General features: G+C 43.9%; 19 protein-coding genes. 10 read left to right on the top strand and 9 right to left on the bottom strand.

The genetic code is table 11. The annotated features are described in order from the left end of the window. Nucleotides 1-8: 8 nt before the first annotated feature. From MSG33_RS11930 to kdsB, 5 genes are read left to right on the top strand one after another with little or no spacing between them, the layout of a single operon-like run. The gene (locus MSG33_RS11930; RefSeq protein ID WP_248381168.1) at nt 9-2,267 is read left to right on the top strand and encodes a DNA internalization-related competence protein ComEC/Rec2; all 2,259 of its coding nucleotides are present in this window, start codon (nt 9-11) and stop codon (nt 2,265-2,267) included. Nucleotides 2,268-2,298: 31 nt separating this feature from the next. Then, on the top strand, nt 2,299-4,047 hold the full coding sequence (msbA, locus tag MSG33_RS11925; protein ID WP_005390646.1) for a lipid A ABC transporter ATP-binding protein/permease MsbA: 1,749 nt from the start codon (nt 2,299-2,301) through the stop codon (nt 4,045-4,047). 5 nt (nt 4,048-4,052) lie between these two features. Beyond that, nucleotides 4,053-5,060 carry a tetraacyldisaccharide 4'-kinase gene (gene lpxK, locus MSG33_RS11920; RefSeq protein ID WP_248381166.1) on the top strand — a complete coding sequence of 336 codons (1,008 nt, stop codon included), beginning with the start codon at nt 4,053-4,055 and terminating at the stop codon, nt 5,058-5,060. Beyond that, nucleotides 5,041-5,220, top strand: coding sequence for a Trm112 family protein (locus MSG33_RS11915; RefSeq protein ID WP_005390649.1), 180 nt, complete (start codon nt 5,041-5,043; stop codon nt 5,218-5,220). Before lpxK ends, MSG33_RS11915 begins: the two co-directional genes overlap by 20 nt. Further along, complete coding sequence (kdsB, locus tag MSG33_RS11910; RefSeq protein WP_248381164.1) at nt 5,220-5,975, top strand: 3-deoxy-manno-octulosonate cytidylyltransferase; 756 nt, start codon at nt 5,220-5,222, stop codon at nt 5,973-5,975. Before MSG33_RS11915 ends, kdsB begins: the two co-directional genes overlap by 1 nt. A 77-nt stretch (nt 5,976-6,052) precedes the next feature. Here kdsB and MSG33_RS11905 read toward each other — a convergent pair whose 3' ends face one another. The 9 genes from MSG33_RS11905 to MSG33_RS11865 all read right to left on the bottom strand — a co-directional run bounded on the left by MSG33_RS11905 (nt 6,053) and on the right by MSG33_RS11865 (nt 19,032). Next, entirely contained in the window at nt 6,053-7,612 is a 1,560-nt protein-coding gene (locus MSG33_RS11905; RefSeq protein ID WP_006742146.1) for a SpoVR family protein, read from the bottom strand. Nucleotides 7,613-7,623: 11 nt separating this feature from the next. After that, a complete protein-coding gene (locus MSG33_RS11900; RefSeq protein ID WP_005390656.1) occupies nt 7,624-8,895 on the bottom strand; it encodes a YeaH/YhbH family protein in 1,272 nt (423 codons plus the stop codon). Between the two features lie 47 nt (nt 8,896-8,942). Next, entirely contained in the window at nt 8,943-10,877 is a 1,935-nt protein-coding gene (locus MSG33_RS11895) for a PrkA family serine protein kinase (RefSeq protein ID WP_005390658.1), read from the bottom strand. A 486-nt stretch (nt 10,878-11,363) separates the two neighbouring features. Continuing rightward, a complete protein-coding gene (locus tag MSG33_RS11890) occupies nt 11,364-11,864 on the bottom strand; it encodes a YfbU family protein (protein ID WP_005390659.1) in 501 nt (166 codons plus the stop codon). 136 nt (nt 11,865-12,000) lie between these two features. After that, nucleotides 12,001-12,666, bottom strand: coding sequence for an energy-coupling factor ABC transporter permease (locus MSG33_RS11885; protein ID WP_248381162.1), 666 nt, complete (start codon nt 12,664-12,666; stop codon nt 12,001-12,003). 154 nt (nt 12,667-12,820) lie between these two features. Next, nucleotides 12,821-13,561 carry a pyruvate formate lyase 1-activating protein gene (gene pflA / locus MSG33_RS11880; protein WP_005390663.1) on the bottom strand — a complete coding sequence of 247 codons (741 nt, stop codon included), beginning with the start codon at nt 13,559-13,561 and terminating at the stop codon, nt 12,821-12,823. A 211-nt stretch (nt 13,562-13,772) separates the two neighbouring features. Continuing rightward, nucleotides 13,773-14,750, bottom strand: a complete 978-nt coding sequence (locus MSG33_RS11875) for a lipid A deacylase LpxR family protein (RefSeq protein WP_248381160.1) — start codon at nt 14,748-14,750, stop codon at nt 13,773-13,775. A 152-nt stretch (nt 14,751-14,902) separates the two neighbouring features. Continuing rightward, entirely contained in the window at nt 14,903-17,179 is a 2,277-nt protein-coding gene (pflB, locus tag MSG33_RS11870; RefSeq protein ID WP_005390666.1) for a formate C-acetyltransferase, read from the bottom strand. A 305-nt stretch (nt 17,180-17,484) separates the two neighbouring features. Then, a complete protein-coding gene (locus MSG33_RS11865) occupies nt 17,485-19,032 on the bottom strand; it encodes a DUF3360 family protein (RefSeq protein ID WP_005390668.1) in 1,548 nt (515 codons plus the stop codon). Nucleotides 19,033-19,487: 455 nt separating this feature from the next. Here MSG33_RS11865 and MSG33_RS11860 point away from each other — a divergent pair, with 455 nt between their 5' ends. The 5 genes from MSG33_RS11860 to MSG33_RS11840 all read left to right on the top strand — a co-directional run bounded on the left by MSG33_RS11860 (nt 19,488) and on the right by MSG33_RS11840 (nt 24,354). Further along, complete coding sequence (locus MSG33_RS11860) at nt 19,488-20,963, top strand: hypothetical protein (RefSeq protein ID WP_053807156.1); 1,476 nt, start codon at nt 19,488-19,490, stop codon at nt 20,961-20,963. A gap of 264 nt (nt 20,964-21,227) precedes the next feature. Then, the gene (locus MSG33_RS11855) at nt 21,228-21,998 is read left to right on the top strand and encodes an ABC transporter ATP-binding protein (RefSeq protein ID WP_005378438.1); all 771 of its coding nucleotides are present in this window, start codon (nt 21,228-21,230) and stop codon (nt 21,996-21,998) included. 82 nt (nt 21,999-22,080) lie between these two features. After that, nucleotides 22,081-22,851 carry an ABC transporter substrate-binding protein gene (locus MSG33_RS11850; protein WP_012841998.1) on the top strand — a complete coding sequence of 257 codons (771 nt, stop codon included), beginning with the start codon at nt 22,081-22,083 and terminating at the stop codon, nt 22,849-22,851. An 81-nt stretch (nt 22,852-22,932) separates the two neighbouring features. After that, nucleotides 22,933-23,673, top strand: coding sequence for an ABC transporter permease (locus MSG33_RS11845; protein ID WP_006742137.1), 741 nt, complete (start codon nt 22,933-22,935; stop codon nt 23,671-23,673). Between the two features lie 3 nt (nt 23,674-23,676). Then, entirely contained in the window at nt 23,677-24,354 is a 678-nt protein-coding gene (locus MSG33_RS11840) for an ABC transporter permease (RefSeq protein WP_005390676.1), read from the top strand. The last annotated feature ends 112 nt before the right edge of the window (nt 24,355-24,466 follow it).

Genomic DNA, 24,466 nt, shown 5'->3' with positions numbered 1-24,466 from the left:
AGGACAGCATGACTCTATCAGAAAAAAGTTGGACCTTGGCGTTATTTGTAGCGAGCGTAATTTCGTCAGCTTGGTGGCCGACAATACCAGATTGGCGTTGGTTGCTGCTGGGAATAATAACCACTGGCTCAATAATCAAATTACGTCGTGGCTTAATTAGCATAGGCGCAATTGCGGGCTTTATGGTTGTCATCGTCCACGGCAATGTATTGGAGTCTCAGAGACAAGCCCTTTTTCAAGCAGGGGAGAATATTACCATAATTGGTAAAGTTGACAGCCCTTTTACGCAAATAAGTCACGGGTATGAAGGCATTGTGGCTCTAAAAAAGGTAAATTCTCAAACTCTGTTACCTTTTCTTAAACCTAAAATCCGTCTTATTACGACTTTTCCCCTCGATGTTAACAGTGAGTTTACGACATCCGTCTCGTTAAAGCCGATTACAGGCCTACGCAACGAAGCTGGTTTTGATGCCGAAAAGCACGCAATGGGTAAAAGCATTATCGCACGTGGTGTTGTTAACAAGGATGTTACCTGGATTATTCGTTCTACTACATCTTTGCGCCAAGCCATTATCGCTGATGTTTCGGAGGATGTGTCCTCCCTTCATCATTTCTCGTTAATAAATGCGTTAGTTTTTGCCGATCGCTCTTGGTTATCTAAGGAGGATTGGCAAGCACTCAGAGACAGTGGTTTACTGCACTTGGTCTCGATTTCGGGCTTACATATTGGTATGGCGTTCACTTTTGGGCTAGTGGTGGGCGGTGCCATTCGTTATACGTTACCTCAATACCAGCTATTGCCTAGCTTATGTGGGCTGATGTTTGCCGTTGCCTATGCTTGGTTAGCGGACTTCTCATTACCTACTACCCGCGCGGTGTCGGTATGTGTTATTTACGTCGTTCTCAAGTATACCTTAGTGCACTGGGCTTCCTGGCGAGTACTTTTGCTCGCGGTAGCGCTACAACTGCTTGTTCAACCTTTTGCATCGTATAGCATGAGTTTTTGGTTATCGTATTTGTCAGTTTGCGCAGTGTTGTTCGCAATCAATTTGATTCGGCATCAAAACGGGGGCTGGAAGGCGAAGTTAAAAGTGCTATTGCTTACTCAATTGATGTTGAGTGTGTTAATCGTGCCTATTAGTGGCTATTACTTTTCTGGTTTCAGTTTGTCATCAATTGCATACAACTTGGCGTTTATTCCTTGGTTCGGATTTATCGTTGTGCCTTTGATGTTTCTGGCCCTGTTCTCATCTTTATTTCTTGAAATGATAGCAAAGTCTCTGTGGCAGTTGGTGGACTGGTCATTGCAGCCATTGAGCACGTCAATTCAGTACGCGATAGGCTCCTGGCAACCCATTAGTATAGAAATGACAGGGTTGATTCTGGCGGGAATTGTTTGCTTGGTGTTTCAACGATTCATGTTTCAGTACGCGTGGTGTTTGTTACTTGGCATTGTAATTAGTATTAAGCTCACATCGGAATATGATCAGCAACATTGGCGCATTGATGTACTAGATGTGGGCCATGGCCTTGCGGTGATTGTAGAAAAAGACGATAAAGTGTTGCTCTATGATACAGGTAAAGCATGGCAAAATGGCAGTATTGCGGAGCAGGTCGTCACTCCGGTCTTGCATCAACGAGGTTATGAAAGCATCGATACGATGATCCTCAGCCATTCCGACAATGACCATGCAGGAGGACGCTTGTTCATTGAAGATGCCTTTTCGCCACAGCGCAAACTCAGTAGCCAAAATTTTATCGGATATGAGTCTTGTACTCGCGGCGATCATTGGAAATGGCAAGGGTTAAATATAGAAGTACTTTGGCCTCCTGCTCTTGTTCAACGCGCATATAATCCGCACTCTTGTGTGCTACGTCTTACCGACCCTATTTCTACGTTCAGTATGCTTTTTACTGGTGATATTGAGACCATTAGTGAGTGGATCTTGCTCAGGGAGCCTGAAAAGTTAAAAAGTGATGTGATGTTGGTCCCTCATCATGGTAGTAAAAGTTCGTCGAATCCTCGCTTTATTGAAGCGGTAAATCCGAGTGTGGCCGTTGCTTCTTTGGCAAAAAATAATCAATGGGGAATGCCGGCAGAACATGTTGTTGCAGCATATCGCAAGCTTGACATTACTTGGCTTGATACTGGGGAATATGGTCAGGTAAGCTTCTCTATTCACCGTGATAATTGGCGCTCAGAAACCAAACGTAGCGATACATTTGAGCCTTGGTATAGGCAGATGCTGCGTAAGGGAGTAGAATGAGAGTCTTAATGTAAGAAAATAAAGCACTTCTATGTCGATAAATACTGATGAAACGACTTGGCAGACGTTTAAGCGTCTATGGCAATTTATTCGCCTTTACAAGTCAGGTCTTGTCGTTGCAGTCATTGCATTAGTTATTAATGCTATATCAGATACCTATATGATTTCCCTATTAAAACCATTACTAGATGAAGGTTTTGGGAACGCTGAATCTGATTTTCTACGCACGCTTCCATTGATTATTTTTGCCATGATGTTTGTCCGTGGCATAAGTGGATTTGTCTCCACATACTGTTTGAGCTGGGTATCCGGCAATGTGGTTATGCAAGTCCGCCGCATGGTATTCAATCACTTTATGCATATGCCAGTGTCTTACTTCGATAAGGAAAAAACGGGCAATTTATTGTCACGTATTACCTACGATTCAGAGCAAGTATCTGCGGCAACCAGCCAGGCGTTAGTGAGCATCGTTCGTGAAGGTGCAAGTATCATTGGCCTGTTAGTCCTGATGTTTTACAACAGCTGGCAGTTGTCGTTAGTGCTGTTTGCTGTTGCTCCCGTTGTCGCGTGGGGTATTGGTGTCGTTTCTAAACGTTTTAGAAAAATATCCAAAAATATGCAGACAATGATGGGCAACGTGACTGCGTCAGCAGAGCAGATGCTGAAAGGCCATAAAGTCGTGTTGAGCTACGGCGGCCAAGATATCGAACGTAAACGATTTGAGAAGGTCAGCAACCAAATGCGTCAACAAAGCATGAAGTTGGTGACGGCTCAAGCGGCGGCTAACCCTATCATCCAAATGATTGCGTCACTTGCTATTGTTGCCGTTCTTTACTTAGCAAGTATTGACTCGATTAAAGAGCAACTGACTCCAGGTACATTTACCGTTGTCTTCTCTGCGATGTTTGGTTTGATGCGTCCGCTTAAAGCGCTTACTAACGTTACCTCTCAGTTCCAACGTGGTATGGCCGCGAGCCAAACGCTCTTTGCGTTGATTGACCTTGAGCCTGAGAAAAACGAAGGTAAGTTGACAGTTGAACGCGCAAATGGCGATGTTTCAGTTAAAAACGTAAGCTTTACTTATACTGGCGCAGAAAAGCCAGCATTGGAAAATGTCAGCTTCGATATTCCAAGAGGGAAGACCGTTGCGCTGGTTGGTCGTTCCGGTTCCGGTAAAAGTACCATCGCGAACTTGTTCAATCGTTTCTATGATGTTGATAGTGGCTCCATCACATTAGACGGACATGATATTCGTGAATACGAGTTAAAGAACTTGCGTCAGCAGTTTGCGCTAGTATCACAAAATGTTCATTTATTTAATGACACGATTGCAAACAATATTGCTTACGCAACGGATGGAAAATACGAGCGTAGTGATATCGAGAAAGCGGCAAAACTCGCGCATGCTATGGAATTCATCAGCAAAATGGATGATGGACTTGATACCATGATTGGTGAAAATGGCGCGAGTCTATCTGGCGGTCAACGTCAACGTGTCGCTATTGCACGTGCTCTATTGCGTGATGCACCGGTATTGATTCTTGATGAGGCGACCTCTGCTTTGGATACGGAATCAGAACGCGCTATCCAAGCTGCACTAGATGAGCTGCAGAAAGACAAAACGGTACTCGTGATTGCGCACCGCTTGTCAACTATCGAGAAAGCCGATGAGATTCTTGTGGTTGATGATGGCGCCATCATTGAGCGTGGCAACCATGCCGATCTTATTGCAAAAAATGGTGCGTATGCACAATTGCACCGTATTCAGTTTGGTGAATAGACGCGGTGGTTGAAAAAATCTGGTTTGAAAACCATCCAATAAAATACCTCTTGTGGCCGCTTTTGTGGCCACTGAGTGTATTATTTGGAGCAATAAGTAAGTCTAAGCGAAAGCAATATCAAACAGGCCGTAAGCAAGCCTACAACGCGCCTATCCCTGTTATTGTTGTCGGCAATATCACGGCTGGTGGTAATGGCAAAACACCAGTTGTGGTTTGGCTTGTTGAGCAACTGCAACAGCTTGGGCTTAAGCCAGGGGTCGTTTCTCGTGGCTATGGAGCAAAAGCTCCTGCCTATCCGTTAGTGCTAAAAGAAGATACGCCTGCGAAACATTGTGGTGATGAACCTAAGTTGATTCATCGACGCACAGGAGCGCCTGTTGCGGTAGACCCGGTGCGTGCAAATGCAGTGAAAGCACTGCTAGAGTTAGGTGTGGATATCATTATTACGGACGATGGGTTGCAACATTATGCGTTAGGCCGTGATATTGAGTTAGTGATTGTGGATGGGAATCGCCGATTTGGGAATGAAAGCCTCATTCCGCTTGGCCCACTTCGTGAAGGGGTCGAGCGTCTTGCTGAAGTCGACTTTATCATCACCAATGGCGGTCAAGCACATACGGGCGAAATCGCAATGACTTTAGCGCCATCTAAAGCCATTAACCTCAAGACTAAGCAACTTGTGGACGTTTCTGAATTAAAAGAGCTAGTGGCATTTGCAGGGATTGGGCATCCACCACGATTTTTTCATACACTAAACTCGATGAACGCAGATGTTAAAGTCACAAAAGGTTTTGCTGACCATCAAGACTTTAACCAACAAGAATTAGAAGCATTGGCTCAACAAGGAGCCAATGTGATTATGACCGAGAAAGATGCCGTCAAGTGCAGACATTATGCGCAAGATAATTGGTGGTATCTGCCTGTATCTGCCCAGTTTGAACCAAACGATGCAGAGCAAATTTTAAATAGAATAAAAGAGGTTAAAGCGGCTTATGGATCACCGTCTGCTTGAGATTGTAGCTTGCCCTGTTTGCAAAGGTAAGCTGACGTACGATAAAGAGAATCAAGAGTTGATCTGCAAATTGGATCGCCTCGCTTACCCAATCAAAGAGGGTATTCCCGTTCTGCTCGAGCCTGAGGCTCGTACTATGAGTATGGATGAGGGACGCTAATGTCTTTTACGGTTGTCATTCCTTCGCGTTACGCATCGAGTCGTTTGCCTGGTAAACCGTTGGCGGATATTGGCGGTAAGCCAATGGTTCAGTGGGTTTACGAGCAAGCGCTACAAGCGGGTGCGGAAGATGTTATCGTGGCAACTGATGACGAGCGTGTTGCTGATGCTGTCTCGTCGTTTGGTGGTAAAGTCTGTATGACCTCTCCCAATCACGAGTCAGGTACTGAACGCCTTGCTGAAGTTGTTGAAAAGATGGCTATTCCTGCAGACCACATTATTGTTAATGTGCAAGGGGACGAGCCTTTGATTCCACCGTCTATCATTCGTCAGGTTGCTGATAACTTATCGGGATGTGATGCTCCGATGGCGACATTAGCCGTAGAAATAGACTCGGAAGAAGAAGTGTTTAATCCGAATGCAGTTAAAGTTGTGGCTAATGAGCAAGGCTATGCGCTGTACTTTAGCCGAGCAACTATCCCTTGGGATCGCGATAACTTTGCCAAACAAGACAAAATCATTGCCAACCCATTAATGCGTCATATTGGTATTTATGCTTATCGAGCTGGTTTCATTAATACGTATGTAAATTGGGCTCCGAGCGCATTGGAGCAGATCGAGTGCCTTGAGCAACTACGAGTGCTTTGGTACGGTGAAAAAATTCATGTAGCGGTAGCGAAAGAAGCGCCAGCAGCCGGCGTTGATACGCCAGAAGATCTAGAGGCGGTGCGCGCTATTGTGGCGAAGCAAGCATAACTAAAGGTCACATTGAATTAAGAACGAGAAAGGCTCCTGAATTAGGAGCCTTTTTGTTGCTTATATCCAAGTATTAGTTAGATGTTTGTGTCATATTGATTCCGTTTAGGGCAGGTCGCTAAGACTTCTCGGTGACCTGTGTCTTTTACTTCTTGCAGAATGACATCAAATCCCCACAATCTGTACACGTGTTTCAGAACTTCTTCATAACTGTCATCAAGCGGGATTCGGTTATGAGGTACGTATTGCAACGTGAGTGAGCGGTCACCACGAACATCGACATTAAATACCTGAATGTTTGGCTCAAGATTAGATAAGTTGTACTGAGCGGCTAAGGTTTCTCTAATGCGTTTATAACCCATCTCATCGTGTATCGCGGCGACTTCAATAAAGTTTTTGTGGTCATCATCGTTGATCGCAAACAGCTTGAAATCACGCATTAATTTCGGAGAAAGGTATTGGCTAATGAAGCTTTCATCTTTGAAATTATGCATCGCGAAATGTACTGCATCTAACCAATCCGTTCCTGCCAAGTCCGGAAACCACTCCTTGTCCTCATCAGTTGGTTCTTCACAGATACGTTTAATATCTCGGAACATGGCAAAGCCCAAGGCGTATGGATTAATACCATTAAAGTAAGGGCTATTATAAGGCGGTTGAGCTACCACACTGGTATGGCTATGTAAGAACTCTAGTATGAACTTTTCGGATACCAAACCCTCATCGTAAAGATGGTTGAGAATGGTGTAATGCCAGAATGTTGCCCAGCCTTCGTTCATGACCTGCGTTTGTTTTTGCGGATAAAAATACTGACTGATTTTGCGTACAATCCGCACGACTTCACGTTGCCACGGCTCTAGTAGTGGGGCATGCTTTTCGAAAAAGTAGAGCAAGTTTTCCTGAGGCTCGCTTGGGAACCGCTCTTTAAGATCTTCCTCTTTGGTTTTGGCTCTTGGTACCGTGCGCCACAATTCATTCACTTGAGACTGTAAGTATGCCTCGCGTTCTTCTTGTCGCGCTTTCTCTTCGGTAATGGAGATTTTCTCTGGTCGCTTGTAACGATCTACACCAAAGTTCATTAAGGCGTGGCAGGAGTCGAGCAGTTTTTCCACTTCCTGTACTCCATATCGCTCCTCACATTCAGCTAAATACTTTTTGGCAAACAGTAAATAATCGATGATGGAGCTAGCGTCCGTCCAGGTTTGGAACAGATAATTACCTTTGAAGAAAGAGTTGTGCCCGTAACAAGCGTGAGCAATCACCAGCGCTTGCATTGTCACGGTATTTTCTTCCATCAAATAAGCGATACACGGATTGGAGTTAATGACAATCTCGTAGGCTAACCCCATTTGACCATGCTTATAGTTCTGCTCCGTTTGGATGAACTTCTTACCAAACGACCAGTGGTTGTAATTGATGGGCATACCAATACTTGAGTAGGCATCCATCATTTGTTCGGAAGTAATCACTTCTATCTGGTTAGGGTAAGTGTCTAGGCGATAGTGTTGTGCGACACGCTTAATCTCTTTGTGGTAGCGTTCCAACAGCTCAAATGTCCAATCCGGCCCATCTGGCAGCATTTTACTATTACGCTTCTTAGGCGCCTCTCCTGAGAGGTTTTTCGTTGCGGTACTCATCGCTAGCCTCCTTACGCCGTTTCTTTTTGGAATAGTTCACGGAAGACTGGGAAAATATCCTCCACAGAGCGAATGTTTTTCATTGCGAAGTTCGGAAATTCATCGGTGAGCTTTTCGTACTCATGCCATAGAGTTTGGTGCGAGCGTCGCGTAATTTCTATGTAGGAGTAGTACTGACAGTTTGGCAGTAGTTTGTTCACTAATAGATCGCGGCATCTTGGCGAGTCATCTGCCCAGTTATCGCCATCAGATGCTTGCGCAGCATAAATGTTCCATTGTCCAATTGGATAGCGCTCTTTTACGATTTCGTCCATCAGTTTCAATGCGCTGGATACAATAGTGCCCCCGGTCTCTTGCGAGTAGAAGAACTCGTGCTCGTCCACTTCTTTCGCTTGGGTGTGGTGGCGAATAAAGACAACGTCTACATTCTCGTAAGTACGAGTTAAGAACAGGTATAACAGAACGTAAAAACGTTTAGCGATGTCTTTCGTTGCTTGATCCATCGAGCCCGATACGTCCATCAAACAAAACATCACAGCTTGACTAGATGGTACAGGGCGTTTTTCATAGTTTTTAAAGCGTAAGTCGAAGGTGTCAATAAATGGAACCCCCTCAATTTTCTTACGCAGCTCTTCAATTTCAGCCTTCAAGCGGTTCTCTTCAAACTGCTGAGCGGGTTCAATGTTTTTGATGCGAGCAAGTTCATCTTCTAGCTCTTTGAGAAGACGTTTCTTACCTGCGGTCATTGCCGTACGTCTTGCAAGAGATTGTTGCAGCGAACGTACTACCGCAATGTTTGAAGGGATACCAGCAGTTTGAAAGCCTGCGCGGTGCGTTTTCCATTCAGTAATTTTGGCAATTTGGTTTTTTTCTAGATTAGGCAGTTCGAGATCTTCGAACAAAATATCGAGGTACTCATCTTTTGATATTTGGAATACAAATTCGTCTTGGCCTTCTCCATCTGGACTGGCATTGCCTTCCCCCGAGCCACTACCTTGACCGCCACCTTTAGGACGCTCAATTTTATCACCAGTAATGAACTGGTCATTGCCGGGATGAACTCGTTCGCGAACACCACCTTTGCCTTGATGAAAGATCGGCTCATTGATGTCTTTGTGAGGGATAGAGACGTCTTCGCCCGTTTCCGTATTCGTAATCGAGCGTCGATTCACTGCGTCTGCTACCGACTCTTTTATTTGCTCTTTGTGGCGCTTCAAGAAGCGCTGTCGATTAACAGCGCTCTTGTTCTTGCCATTGAGCCTTCGGTCTATAAATTGCGCCATGAAATAGCCCTCTTCATGTTTCACAAGCGACCTAACTCAATACTGGGTTAGGATGACTTACGTACTCGTAGGTACCACTCAGAAAGTAGGCGAACCTGTTTCTCGGTATAGCCTTTTTCCATCATGCGAGCGACAAAGTCGTCATGCTTCTTCTGATCTTCAGAAGAGGTTTTCGCATTAAATGAGATAACCGGAAGTAGCTCTTCGGTATTGGAGAACATTTTCTTCTCGATTACTGTGCGCAGTTTTTCGTAGCTGGTCCAAACTGGGTTTTGACCATTGTTATTCGCTTTCGCACGAAGCACAAAGTTAACGATTTCGTTTCGGAAATCTTTCGGGTTAGAAATACCAGCGGTTTTCTCGATCTTCTCTAGTTCAGCGTTGAGTGAAGAGCGATCAAATAGCTGACCAGTTTCTGGATCTCGGTACTCTTGGTCTTGAATCCAGAAGTCTGCGTAGGTGACATATCGGTCGAAGATGTTCTGACCGTATTCAGAGTAAGACTCGAGATAAGCGGTCTGAATCTCTTTACCAATAAATTCAACGTAGCGAGGCACTAGGTAGCCTTTCAAGAACTCGAGATATTTCTCTGCCGTTTCAGCAGGGAACTGTTCACGTTCAACTTGTTGTTCAATCACATAGAACAGGTGTACAGGGTTGGCTGCCACCTCGGTTTGGTCGAAGTTAAATACGCGCGACAAAATCTTAAAGGCGAAACGTGTAGAGAGGCCATTCATGCCTTCATCGACACCCGCATAATCACGATACTCTTGATAGCTTTTCGCTTTCGGATCGGTGTCTTTTAGCGTTTCACCATCGTAGACGCGCATTTTTGAGAAAATGGATGAGTTTTCAGGTTCTTTCAGGCGTGAAAGAATACTGAATTGCGCTAGAGTTTCGAGCGTGCTTGGAGAACAAGGAGCCTGAGACAGCTCACTGTTTTCAAGCAGTTTTTGGTAAATTTTCACTTCTTCGGATACGCGGAGACAGTAAGGTACTTTTACAATGTACACACGGTCGAGGAAGGCTTCGTTATTTTTGTTGTTACGGAAAGTCTGCCACTCAGATTCGTTCGAGTGAGCCAGAATCATACCGTCGAATGGAATCGCAGATAGACCTTCAGTACCGTTGAAGTTACCTTCTTGCGTTGCCGTCAAAAGTGGGTGAAGTACTTTGATCGGCGCTTTGAACATCTCAACGAATTCCATTAAACCTTGGTTTGCTTTACACAGCGCACCGGAGTAGCTGTAGGCATCTGGGTCGTCTTGCGAATAATGTTCGAGTTTACGGATATCGACTTTACCAACCAGTGATGAAATATCTTGGTTGTTTTCATCCCCTGGTTCTGTTTTAGCAATACCGATCTGATCGAGAATTGAAGGGCGAACTTTTACTACTTTAAACTTAGTGATATCACCGCCAAATTCATGAAGGCGTTTAGCGGCCCATGGCGACATAATTGAGCGAAGATAACGTTGCTCGATGCCATATTCTTTTTTCAAAATATCGCCGTCTTCCGTGGCTTTGAATAGACAGAATGGATGGTCATTCACTGGGCTACGTTCGCCATTAGCAGTAAGAACATAGATAGGCATCTGTTCCATCAGAGCCTTAAGTTTTTCAGCAAGTGAGGACTTACCACCGCCGACAGGACCGAGTAGGTAAAGGATCTGCTTACGTTCCTCTAAACCTTGCGCCGCGTGTTTTAGGTAAGACACAATTTGCTCTATGGCATCTTCCATACCATAAAAATCTTTAAAGGTTTCATAACGAGAGATAACACGATTCGAGAAGATGCGGCTCAATCTCGGGTCTTTTGCCGTATCGATTATCTCTGGTTCACCGATCGCCATCAGTAGGCGTTCTGCTGCATTAGCATAAGCGCTTTTGTCATCCTTACACAGGGCTAGAAACTCCTGTAACGACATCTCTTCATCTTTTGCAGCTTCATATCTTGATTGATAGTGGTCGAAAATACTCATGTCGCTTTCCCCTTTAATAGTCAGTCTACCGACGAACGTTGATTCAGGCTTTCCCACCTATTGTTATGCTCCTTGTTGTTTGAATATACGTCCTGTTATCACATTTGGTTCGTACAGAATGTAAGATTGGCGACACCAAAGACTTTGCTTTATGGACAGTTTTTTCATTACAACGGTGAGCGGTGGGTATGAATCTTTCAATCACAGCCTTTCTCTACTTAAGCCTAGTCGGGGATTTGCAATTTTGCTTAACAATTATGAATTTATTGCAAAAGTGACATTTGAATCACTCTTTCACTGAAGATGAATTTATGTCGTGAATAGGTGCAATAGAAATCAAATATTTGGCAAAGACAGACGAGTCTCAGTGATTCATTGCTCTACATCGCATAAGGTAAGCGTAAGAAGACGGAAAAGCAGCGGTAAGGTTGTGACAGGGCAAATAAAAAAGGAAAGCGAGTGCTTTCCTTTTCGTAGACGAATATTTTATGCGCTGAAGATTTGTGCAAGCTCGTTTTCGCATAAATGGTACTGACGAGGGCAGTTGCGCCAAGTTTGTAGCATACGACGGTATTTATCCAGCATTGGCATTTGGCTGTTAAAGTGATGGTCTGCTTTATCAAATTGAGGGTACAGACCTTCAGAATCAATAAGGAAGCGTACGTAATGGACTTGTTGGGCCTCTGAAGCAATATCAAACCCAAGGAACTGCAAGCGGCGCTGATCCACTTTGTTACGATCTTCGGTATCGAGCATGTTGTAAGATTCTTGCATCGCGTGATACATCTCCATAACGTCGATGATCTCACGACACTCCGCTTCTGAGAGACAGCCGAAATCTTTATTCAACTCACGCATTTGTAGCTCATAGCCACGTTCAACGATCGTTTGTAAGCGTTTGTATTTGGCCGCATTACTTGGATCAAGTTGAGACATAAGGTTGTATTGGTTTGATAGAATCAAACGTTGAGCGTTTGACATTTCCATGATGACCTCACTAGATATCTAATACATTTTTAATGTGCTTAGGTTAACGCTTAAGACATGAGTGAAACATGATCTCAACACATATTTAATACTAAAAAATGGCAAGAACTGTCACTTTTGACCAGTTTAAAAACACTTATTTATGGTAATGATTGTATATGTAGTCTCGGTCTGAAAATACTCTTAGCCACTCTGGCTTGAATACGGTTAAAACCGCCAGTGACATACCATTTAATAGGCCCTCAGGGAAGGCAAGCAACGGTACAAAAATAAAGTAGTTATGTTGAATGGTTTCCCAATCGTAATGACCAACCGATAAATGGTAAAAGGAGTTAATCAGCAGATGCAGGCTTCCTGTTATCGCGCCGTTGAAAAAACCTGCAACGAAGATGAATACAAAAATGTTTCTTGGCAAATAGTGATAACTTAAAAGAAAGACGAGGTAACTAATGAAGATAGGAAGCAGGGCAGACAATACTAAAGACGTGGGTAACTGCAACAACGACACATCATATAGCAGGTGGTTGACCAGCATTGCGGGGATACTGATTAGAAAGGCCATACGCCAACCATGCATCATCGTCAGCGTTGTTAGCGCGAGAAAATGAATCTGTAGTCCTTCTTTTACGCCAGCTTGAGTTGCCCATAAGATGCTGAAAAAAAAGAGTGTTGCAAAAACGAGGTGCTGAAATGCTTTTTCCTTTTCAAGCTTGGGCCAAACGACTTTTTTCCAATCTGGTAGACAGTAGGCGAGCACTATCCAAAGTATGACAACCAGCGAGCCCAAGTTAAACCAATCCATGTTACTACCTTCCTATGCGATCGTGACGCAATCATTTCTATTGTTCTTTTTATACCTAAATCACCTCATAGAGATTCATTGAAGGTACTTAGGTATAGTTAAAAAAATACCAGCAATATGCTGGTATTTTAAAGAGGTTAGTCTTGCTGTTCACTTAGTATTTTACGTTATCGTTGTACTGCGCAAGAATGGATTGAATTTCGTCCATAGTTTCTTTCGGTGGAGGGTTTACCCCTTCGAGTGGGTATTCTAGGCCCAATGCTTCCCATTTATGGGCACCCAATTTGTGATAAGGAAGTAACTCGACCTTTTCGATGTTATCCATATCTTTAATAAACTCACCAAGCATGTGTGCCGCTTCAGGGTCATCTGTGTAACCAGGCACGACTACATAGCGAATCCAAGTTTTCTTTCCGATTTTTTGCAAGTAACGAGCAAAATCCAATGTACGTCGGTTCGATACGCCGATGAGATCTTGGTGCACTTCATCTTTCATGTGCTTGATATCAAGCATTACTAAGTCTGTTGCATCCAGTACTTCATCGATAACATCAGTGTGTTTACGAACATAACCGTTCGTATCTAGGCACGTATGAATACCTTCTGCTTTAGCTGCGCGGAAAAAGTCCCGTACAAATTCAGGCTGAAGCATCGCTTCGCCGCCAGAACAAGTAACGCCACCACCTGATGCATTCATGAAGTGACGGTAACTTTTCGCTTCGGAAATGATCTCTTCAACCGTAACTTCTTTGCCATCATGCGTATCCCATGTATCGCGATTGTGGCAATACTTACAGCGCATCAAACAACCTTGCAAGAAGACGATAAAACGAATACCAGGTCCGTCTACGGTACCACATGACTCAAATGAGTGAATACGACCAGTTGTTGACATCTTTTGCTCTCATTACTAGTAAATTCTAGCTGTTATTTTATTACAAAAAGCAGGGTTAAAACAGCTTTGTCGGTACTAAAGGCAAGGTTATGTGAAGAAAGAAAATAGATAGACCAATCTAAATAAATGCTTGATCACAGGGTTGGTTAATACCAAACGAGAGAACTTGCCTTGTATTTAGATTGGTGTGGATACAGGGATAAGTCAGCTTTTAGAAAAAGGCGAACACAGAGAAGGAGCCTGTCCCATAAACATCAGTTTGGGATTCTTCATAATCTGGCGTTTTTATCGTAAAGGTTAGGCTTGCACCGTAATTTTGGTTATACCAAGTTGCACCCGCTACGGCGCTTGCTTGCCAATTTTGCAGTGTGACGTCGTATGGCGCGGATGGCTCAGGAATACCAGGGCGATCGCCTTCGATGGTCATGTCATTGAAACGGTAACGACCTTCAAACCCCGTAAATAAGAACCAGCTTGAAGTATCCTGTGCGAGCATACTCGCTGAGAACGGGCTCTCAACACTAATATTGGCGGCTCCGATGCTGCCTGCTAGGTTTGTACCCCAACGAAACATGACGCCTTGAGAGACATCACTACGGAAGTTACCTGCATTGATGTCGTTAATGTTGGTGATTTCCCATTGCGTTTTTTGTTCTTCGCTGCGCATCAATTTATTAAATACGCGGTAGCCAAGGCTAAACGCCACTTTATCGTCGATCTGGTAATCCCAACCTTGTGGGTCAGTCGAGCCTGTTATGCCGTGAACGATTTCTTGCGCTTTTTCTGAAAGCGAACTTTCACCTGTTGCACCGATGGTGAAGTTGTAGCGGACGGCCTTATCATCAGTCAAAGAAAGATAGTTGATCTCAGTATGTAGATAACCCGCATATGGGCGATCATTGACCAGTGGATAATCCGCTTCAATGTCGCTCGGAGTCCACATTTTGTGGCCAAGAACCAACTCTATTTTATCGATATTGGCGTGTTCTGAGTCAGCCAGACTCAGCCATTTCCATTGGCTTTCTTGTTTCAGTTGGCCTGTTGCGTAGGAAAGAAAAATACCATTTGTGTAGTCTTGGTCGACGCCGAAAATACCATCATTGTCGAGTGTAAAAGAGACCGTAGACTTAGTGGATGCCATCGCAACTGGAGAAAGAAGAGTAAGAACAATTAATTTACTGAGTTTCATATACTTTATTTACTAACTTTTTTCGCATCATACGTAAGAATGTGGGCAAAATCTTTCGTAATATCACAACTTTCATTCAAGAAATAAAAAAAGGCTGATGCTTAGAAGCATCAGCCTTTGTTGTATCACTAAAACGTTATTTCACTAAAGTCTTATAGAGACTCTGTGAATGTACGTGCGATTACGTCAGCTTGTTGCTCTGCAGTTAGAGAGTTAAAGCGAACAGCGTAACCAGATACACGGATTGTTAGCTGAGGGTATTTCTCTGGGTGCTTAACAGCGTCTTCTAGAGTTTCGCGGTTAAGAACGTTCACGTTTAGGTGTTGACCACCTTCGATACCCGCTTCGTGGTGGAAGTAACCATCCATCAGGCCAGCTAGGTTAGCGCGTTGTGAACCCTCATCTTTACCTAGTGCATTAGGTACGATAGAGAATGTGTAAGAGATACCATCTTGTGCGTCAGCAAACGGCAGTTTTGCAACTGAAGTTAGTGATGCTACGGCACCTTTCTCATCGCGACCGTGCATTGGGTTAGCACCTGGAGCAAATGGAGCACCAGCACGACGACCGTCAGGTGTGTTACCAGTTTTCTTACCGTAAACCACGTTTGAAGTGATAGTAAGAATTGACTGAGTAGGGATTGCATCACGGTAAGTCTTAAGCTTACGGATTTTGCCCATAAATACAGAAACAAGTTCACATGCGATATCATCAACGCGTGGGTCGTTGTTACCAAATTTAGGGTAATCACCTTCGATTTCGAAGTCGATTGCTAGACCGTCTTCGTCACGGATTGGCTTAACTTTTGCGTATTTGATTGCAGACAGAGAGTCAGCCGCAACAGATAGACCAGCAATACCACAAGCCATAGTACGTTTAACGTCACGGTCATGTAGAGCCATTAGTGCCGCTTCGTAGCTGTACTTGTCGTGCATGAAGTGGATAGCGTTTAGTGCAGTCACGTACTGCTTCGCTAGCCAATCCATGAAGTGGTCCATTTTCTCCCACAACTCATCGTAGTTCAGTACATCGCCTTCGATCTTCGGCATTTGTGGACCAACTTGGATTTTTAGCTTCTCATCCACACCACCGTTGATGGTGTAAAGCATAGTTTTCGCAAGGTTAGCACGAGCACCAAAGAACTGCATTTGCTTACCAACAACCATTGGAGATACACAACATGCGATTGCGTAGTCGTCAGAGTTCATGTCTGGACGCATTAGGTCGTCGTTTTCGTACTGGATTGAAGAAGTATCGATAGATACTTTCGCACAGAACTTCTTGAAGCCTTCAGGTAGTTGCTCAGACCAAAGAACAGTGATGTTTGGCTCTGGAGAAGGACCCATTGTGTATAGTGAGTTTAGGAAACGGAAGTTTGTACGAGTAACTAGCGTACGACCGTCAAGACCCATACCACCCATAGACTCAGTTGCCCAGATAGGGTCGCCAGAGAATAGATCATCGTACTCAGGAGTACGTAGGAAGCGAACCATACGTAGTTTCATTACGAAGTGGTCGATCATTTCCTGCGCTTGTTCTTCTGTGATGCGGCCAGCAGCGATATCGCGCTCGATGAAGATGTCTAGGAACGTAGAAGTACGGCCTAGAGACATTGCTGCGCCGTTTTGAGATTTAACAGCAGCTAGGTAACCGAAGTAAGTCCACTGGATAGCTTCTTGTGCAGTTTCAGCAGGACGAGAAATGTCACAACCGTATTTTGCAGCCATTTCTTTGATTTGACCTAGAGCACGGTGTTGCTCTGCGATCTCTTCACGAAGCTGCATTGTCATTTGTAGGTCTTCGCCGTTCTCGAAACGCTCTTGTAGAGAAGAGAACTGTGCGAATTTATCCTTCATTAGGAAATCAATACCGTATAGAGCAACACGACGGTAGTCACCGATGATACGACCACGACCGTATGCATCAGGAAGACCAGTCAATACGCCAGACTTACGACACGCCATGATTTGTGGAGTGTAGATGTCGAAAACGCCTTGGTTGTGAGTTTTACGGTATTCTGTGTAGATTTTCTTAACTTGTGGGTCAAGCTCGCGGTTGTAGGCTTTGCATGAACCTTCAACCATACGGATACCACCGTTAGGGATGATCGCACGTTTTAGAGGAGCGTCAGTTTGAAGACCTACGATAGTTTCTAGGTCTTTTTCGATGTAGCCTGCATCGTGAGCAGTGATGGTAGAGATAACTGAAGTATCAAAATCAACAGGAGCGTGAGTCGCGTTCTCTTGTTTGATGCCTTCCATTACCTTAGCCCAAAGCTTGTTAGTCGCTTCAGTACCTTCAGAAACTAGGAAAGATTCGTCGCCTTCGTACGGAGTGTAGTTCTTCTGAATGAAATCACGAACGTTTACTTCGTTTTGCCAGTCGCCTGCAGCAAAACCTTCCCAAGCTTTAGCAAATTGCTCTGCCATGACATACCTACCTTTTTAGTAGAAAAAAATACGTACTGCTTCGCCGTTGAGCCAGCTATCCCCAAGTTAAAGAGGGGAACAGTACACTCTTATGAATAACAATATTTATAGTCTTAAATTTAAATGTTCGAGTTACAAAACTATAAATATTGTCACTAGTTTTAACGTTTCTCTTTTTAAGCAACAGTTAGAGGTTAAACTAAAATTTTTTTGCAAACCTTAAACTAAATCAATAAATCCTCAAAAGTCTCGATAAAAATGGGGTAGCGACTAGCGCTACCCACACATTTTCTGAACTGTCAGCTTTACAGCCAAGCTTGGATGCCATATTGGCCTTCAAGCATACCAACTGCAAGCATAGCAACTAAACAGATAATAAGTACGCTTACTGGGATCACAATCTTGTCTACAAATGACAAGCGAGACGCGCGCTCTTTATCACCAATTAAGCCGTTGTTATCTAAAAGCATAGTTAGTGCCCAAGCTAGAACAGGGTTAACGACTGCTGAACCAAAGATACAGATGCCTGCTGCTTGTGAATCTTTTGAGTCTTTCACCATCTGCATGCCTGCTTCAAGCAATGGTAGAGAGACACCAACGAGAAGAGCAACGCGCATAACTGGTGGCCATACAGCAACATCCATAGGGAAACCAAGGATTGCAACAATAATACATAGAGAACCTAGTAAGATTGCACCGCCAGGAATAGGGCGCTTCGCGATTGCTGCAGGGATCATGTAAGTCCCCCAAGATGATGTGATGTTACCACCACCGACAGCGGTACCGACCATTTGGCGCACAGAACACATTGTCATTGTGTCATCAACGTCCATCAGTACTTTTTCACTCTTACGTGGGTAGTTCATTTCTTGGAAGATGCGGTGACCCAAGAAGTCAGGAGACCACATTGCTACAGCAAGAATTGCGAATGGTAGAGAAGCAATGAAGTGTTCCATATTAGGAAGACCAAGCATCCAACCTTCTTCTGTTGAACCCCACCAGTAGATTGGGTTTAGGTTTGGAAGACCCGTCTCGGTTACGAATTTAATATCGAAGCCTGCGCCAAGAACAAGTGCGATTGCAAGGCCAGTGAAGGCACAAACAGGGATTGCTAGCCAGCGTTTGTTCACTTTAGCAAGGAACGCGTATAGGCCAATAGTAACCGCAAGAACGATTAGACCGATGTAACCCATGCTACCTGCGGCAACTGTGTCGGATTGCAAACCAACAGCCCAAGCTTGAATGGAATTAATTTGGCTCATCGTTCCGGTTAAACCCAAGAAGATGAGAAGGCCACCAGCCGTACCTTCAGAGGTGAGGTTAACCAGTTTTGAACCACCTTTTAACAGGCTCAGAATTAAACCAAACACACCAATGAGAATTGCCAATGCAAGAGGGTGAGCACCAGCAAGCGCGATGGTACCAATAAGAGGGATCATTGGGCCGTGGTTACCTGCTAGGTTGGCTTTAGGGTTAATAAAGCCAGAAGCAAGTACACAGAAAAGAAGTGCAGGGATGAGCATCTCTACACGGGCAACTTCGATGGCGAAATCTTTGCCCAGATTAACATGGTCCCATGCAGCAGTTAGGCCTTCAGCCCAAGACATCATTACCGCAGAGTACATTGCGATAATACCAATCGTACCGGCAAGTGCTGGAACAAGATCTTCAAGTTCAAAACGGAAGTCACGACCTGGCAAGTTTAAGCCGAAACGACGCGGCTTCATAATTTGTAGTTCGTGGTCTAGGTAGTCTGAACGGCTTGCGAACTCAGATGCTGGACGATGAAGCTCACGGTAGCTCTTGGTCTCGATATCTGAATCAGAGTGCGTTTTGTTAACTGCGTCTGACATAGATTCCTCATATATTTAAAAGTTATGAATTCTTCATTCAATTGTGTTAATCCGCATCCTGCGGCACGCTTATGCTAGCTATTATTAGATTTGTTACACGTCGACATTGTGCCTAAGCATAGCTAATAACTTATTGTGTTGAGGCACAAAAAAATCCTCATCTTTTGGCAGGAGTCTAGCAAGATAGCCATTTAGGGTGATTGATTTAGATCACTTTAAGAATGGTTGTGAAATAAAACTACAGAAAGTTTCTGGCATGCGAATGAGATGGTGAAATCTTGTGTAATTTCATTACACAAGTTGCATAAAATTAGAATTTGTTGCTCTTATCGTTCGGGGATGCGGGGTAAATATCAATATTCATGATGATTATATAAAGCTGGCTTTATTCTTGCTTTCTACAGGGCAAAGACGATTTTTTGGCTAATCATTGCCGCTCAGTTTAGGAAAAAGACATGAAACAGCTTAAAGTACTGCCACTAGTGGCAATCATCTCAGGGTTAATGGTCGGTTGTGGCGGCGGTGGCGGTGGCGGCGGTGGTGCTGCGCCGAAAACAGCGTTTACTTTTGATTTTGCTATACCAGCAACAATGACTGAAAGTGAAGCTACTGCGAAAGGTTGTACGGTGTATGACCACAAAACTGAGCTGAACGGTGATAAAACGGTTTTAACCTATAGCGCAGCGTCAAAAGAGCAAGTGACTAACTATGTTATCGGTTACTACTCTGATGCAGATGGCAAAAGAGCCGGAGACATCATCAAACCAACCACTGATAACTTTAAGTTTTATCTTGAAGATATTCCTGACGGCGGCTTTGTAACGTTTCAAGCAATAGAATTTAACGGTAGAGAAGCTCGCGTAAATACGTTTTCAAAAGAATTCTTACAAGATAAGAAACTACGTAATGCCACGTTTGCCCTTAACCGAGACTCTTTGAACAAGTGCTTTACTGGCGGTAACTTAGCAAGCAATAAGTTTACTAACCTAGATTACCGAAATGCTGAATCAGGTGGTGGAGACTACAACTTTGTCTCGCAAACCGATATTTTCACGTCACCTAACCCTGATATGTTGCCTACCGATGAGCTTATGGGGCTTAAAGGTGAGCCTACGGCGTTGTTCCAGTATGAATCTGGTTCAAGCGACAAAGCGCTTTACCAGTATGGTATTGGTTCGTGGGGGACTGGTGAGATCGCCTTAGTCAGAGCGGATAATACGTCAAACATTTATTCGTCTTCTGATTATACTTACGACACTCTCCACATTGGTTTTATTACTAACGGCTTTGCGTATGATGCGCTGAAGCTAGATAAAACGGCCGTTGAATATAATCGCCCTAGTGCAACGAATAAAGAAACTTGGGTCTACATGGCGTTCTCAGAGAATCAAGTTAATGGTTGGGACTCTCTACTTAACGAAACGGTCTCTGATGGATGGGATATTGACGTTGATCCAAGCTCTTACTTAAATATTGATAACCTGCCAAACACAAAACCAAGTGTATCAACACAAGGAAGTGCAGACTCGGTGATTGATCTGGACATGGGTTTAACATCGTCTACAGAAGGCTTTACTCGTGTCGCTTACTTTGCGGCTTCAGGCGACTATAAAGTCACACATCGTATTTTCACAAAGAGCGACAGTGACTCTGTTGTTGTTCCTGAGCTCCATTACTACAATTTTCCAACATCAGCCGTTAACGGTTTGAAAGTTTCAGCTTCGGACGATTTTAATCGCACTGCTTTGGTATTGAGTGACGATAGCAATATCGACTCTAAAGTTTTCATGAGCTTCTTTTCTAATGGTGAAGCGTCAGAGCCTGAGCTAGATGAAGACTTGGATGGCATCATTACTTCTGAAAAAGAAGGCCTAGAAAATGAAGTGACATTACGTACTTCAAACTCATTGGTAGTCAGTCGTTTTAATTAATTCATTACGACCCTAAATAAGTTTCAATTAACACTTTTGTAAATTTATTAAGCCCCTTCTAAAGGGGCTTTTTTATATTTAATATTCAGCTTTTGAAGAATAAGTTGCTATATATTGCATATTAATTTGGCTATCGTATCTTTCTATTCGAATTATTTAGGTTAATAATTTGTTGCAAGTTTCAGGGTGTGGTGCTAATTTGTTCCGAATTAGAGAGGGCGGAGTCCCTTAATTGCAGTGACAAAAACACAGGGAGTAGAGCGCATGAATGATGTACCAGCGCTAGATATAAAAGACCTGCACAAAACATTTGGACAAAATGAAGTTCTCAAGGGAATTTCTCTTGCCGCGCACAAAGGAGATGTCATCTCCATCATTGGCTCTTCCGGTTCTGGTAAGAGTACCTTTCTTAGATGTATCAACTTGCTAGAAACGCCTACCGCAGGCGAAATTTGGGTGAATGGTGAATTAATCCAAATGAAGAACAACCGAGCAGGGGAATCCGTTCCTGCTAATGAAAAGCAAGTGCAACGTATTCGCTCGCGTCTAGCGATGGTGTTCCAAGGTTTCAACTTATGGTCACACCTGACAGTACTAGAAAACGTGATTGAAGCCCCTGTTCATGTTCTAGGCGTACCAAAAGCCCAAGCGATTGAAAACGCAGAAGTCTTGCTTAAGAAAGTAGGCCTATATGAGCGTAAAGACTATTATCCTGGGCACTTATCTGGCGGTCAGCAGCAACGTGCCGCTATTGCCCGTGCGCTAGCAGTTGACCCTGAAGTGATGTTGTTTGACGAGCCAACCTCTGCGCTTGACCCAGAACTTGTTGGGGAAGTATTAGGGGTAATGAGAGATTTGGCAGATGAAGGACGAACCATGCTGGTGGTCACGCACGAGATGGCATTTGCGCGAGACGTATCAAACCATGTGATGTTCTTGCATCAAGGCTTAGTGGAAGAACAGGGAAATCCAGCTAAGCTATTTACAAACCCGGATTCAGAACGATTACAGCAGTTTATCTCATCCATTTACTAATATTTTTAGGCGGCAGACTATTGCCTCCTAAGCCAGCACAACAAACAAAACGAAATAAAATAGCAATCACAGGAGTATGGAAATGAAAAAGTGGTTATTAGCAGCAACGATCGCTGCAACGGCAGTATCTGGTGTCGCTCAAGCGAAAGAATGGAAAACAGTTCGCTTCGGCATTGAGGGTGCTTATCCTCCGTTTAGCTGGACAGAAACTGATGGTTCTCTGAAAGGCTTCGACGTAGACATGGCCAACGCGCTTTGTGAAGAAATGCAAGTGAAATGTAAGATTGTCGCGCAAGATTGGGATGGCATCATTCCTTCTCTATTAGCGCGTAAGTACGACGCAATCATCGCTGCGATGTCTATTACTGAAGAGCGTAAGAAGAAAGTCGATTTCACTGGCAAATACGCACTGATTCCAAACAAATTTATTGCCAAGAAGGGCGCGAATCTGGATTTTGACAACCTAGATGGTAAGAAAATCGCCGTTCAACGTGCAACAACACACGACAAATATCTGACAGATAACTATGGCGATAAAGTAGAAATTGTTCGTTACGGTTCTTTTGATGAGGCTTACCTAGATTTAGCCAATGGTCGTGTTGCCGCTGTATTGGGCGACGCCTCTGCTCTAGAAGAAGGTGTGCTTAATAAAGCGGGCGGCGACGCGTACGAGTTTGTTGGTCCGTCATTGACCGATCCTAAGTGGTTCGGTGAAGGTTTTGGTATTGCCGTGCGTAAACAAGATAAAGATCTAACGAAGAAATTGGACGCGGCGATAATTTCACTACGTGAGAAAGGTGTTTATCAAGAAATTGCTGGTAAATACTTTAACTACGATGTGTACGGTGAATAAACCGTAATTAAGCGACCGTTGGCTTGTTCCTAGAAGTAGTCAACGGTCGATTTTTTGAGTTTAGGGATTAGGAACTCACCTATGCTAGATTTACAAGGATACGAAGCTTCGATTTTAAAAGGGGCTTTAGTAACGATAGAAGTTGCAGTGCTTTCACTCCTTCTTGCGGTGATCTTAGGTATGCTTGGCGCATTAGCTAAGTTAGCACCTTACAAATGGGCAAGGGCGATTGCCACTCTTTACACCACCGTCATTCGCGGCATTCCAGATTTGGTTCTGATGATGCTGATTTTCTTTGGTGGACAAATACTTTTAAACAATAGCCTGTACTCCATTAACGAAACGCTCAATGAGTGGTTTGCTTCGAGTGATCCAAACCATGAATGGACGTCTTACTTACCCGACTATATTGATGTCAGCCCATTTATTGCAGGTGTACTCACGATTGGTTTTATCTTTGGTGCCTACATGGCGGAGACTTTTCGCGGAGCGATCATGGCGGTGGACAAAGGTGAACTAGAAGCGGCGAAAGCTTATGGTATGAGCTCAGCCTTATCGTTTAGAAGAATCTTACTGCCTCAGATGATTCGTCATGCATTACCTGGATTTGGTAATAACTGGTTAGTGTTACTCAAGACCACAGCGTTAGTGTCCATCATCGGCCTGGATGACATGGTGAGAATGAGCTCGTTGGCGGCAGGTACGACGAAAATGCCGTTTACCTTTTACATGGCTGTCGCGCTCATCTTTCTATTTTTTACCAGCGTTTCGACCGGGCTACTCAAGCTTGTTGAGCGTAAGTTCAGTATTCATGCGAGGTAAGTTATGGATTTTTCTTTGATTATTGAAAGCTTCCCAACTTATCTTCAGGGACTTTGGACGACAGTTTGGCTGGTAGGATTAGCGTTGGTTATCGGTTTGTGTGTCTCGATTCCATTAGCCGTGGCACGTAATAGTACGAATTATGCCTTTAGCTTACCTTCTTGGGGATTCATTTACTTTTTCCGTGGAACACCGTTGTTGGTCCAGTTGTATTTGATTTATTACGGTATGGATCAGTTCTTTCCTGTGAAAGATACCTTGTGGGAAAACGCCTGGTTTTGTGCTTTAGTCGCTTTTATTCTTAATACGTCGGCTTATACAGCAGAAATTATTCGTGGTGCGATTAATGGCTTGCCCAAAGGTGAAGTAGAAGCTGCCAAAGCGTATGGGATGAGTAAGTTTATGACATACAGACGTATTATCTTGCCTAGTGCACTGCGTCGAGCATTACCAGCTTATTCAAACGAAGTGATTTTCATGCTGCACGGTAGTGCGGTCGCGGGTATCGTTACCATTATGGATCTAACTGGCGCTGCGCGCTTAGTTAACTCACGTTACTATGCGCCATTTGAATCTTTCCTTACGGCGGGGCTGTTCTACATGGCACTGACGTTTATGATCTTGTGGTGCTTTAAAGTGGCAGAGAAGCGCTTCTTGGCATACCTACGTCCTTTAAGTTAATAATTAGTGTCAGCAATGGTATCGAAATGGGTACCATTGCTTTTTGATGATTTTGTTATCTTCATTCCTATTTTTCCTACCGATACAAAAGACTATTTCTTTTTATTCATGT

Origin of the sequence: Vibrio sp. 1CM7H (genome assembly GCF_023161645.1) — a bacterium.
GTDB lineage: Bacteria > Pseudomonadota > Gammaproteobacteria > Enterobacterales > Vibrionaceae > Vibrio > Vibrio diabolicus.
This window is presented reverse-complemented; position numbering and strand designations above follow the sequence as displayed.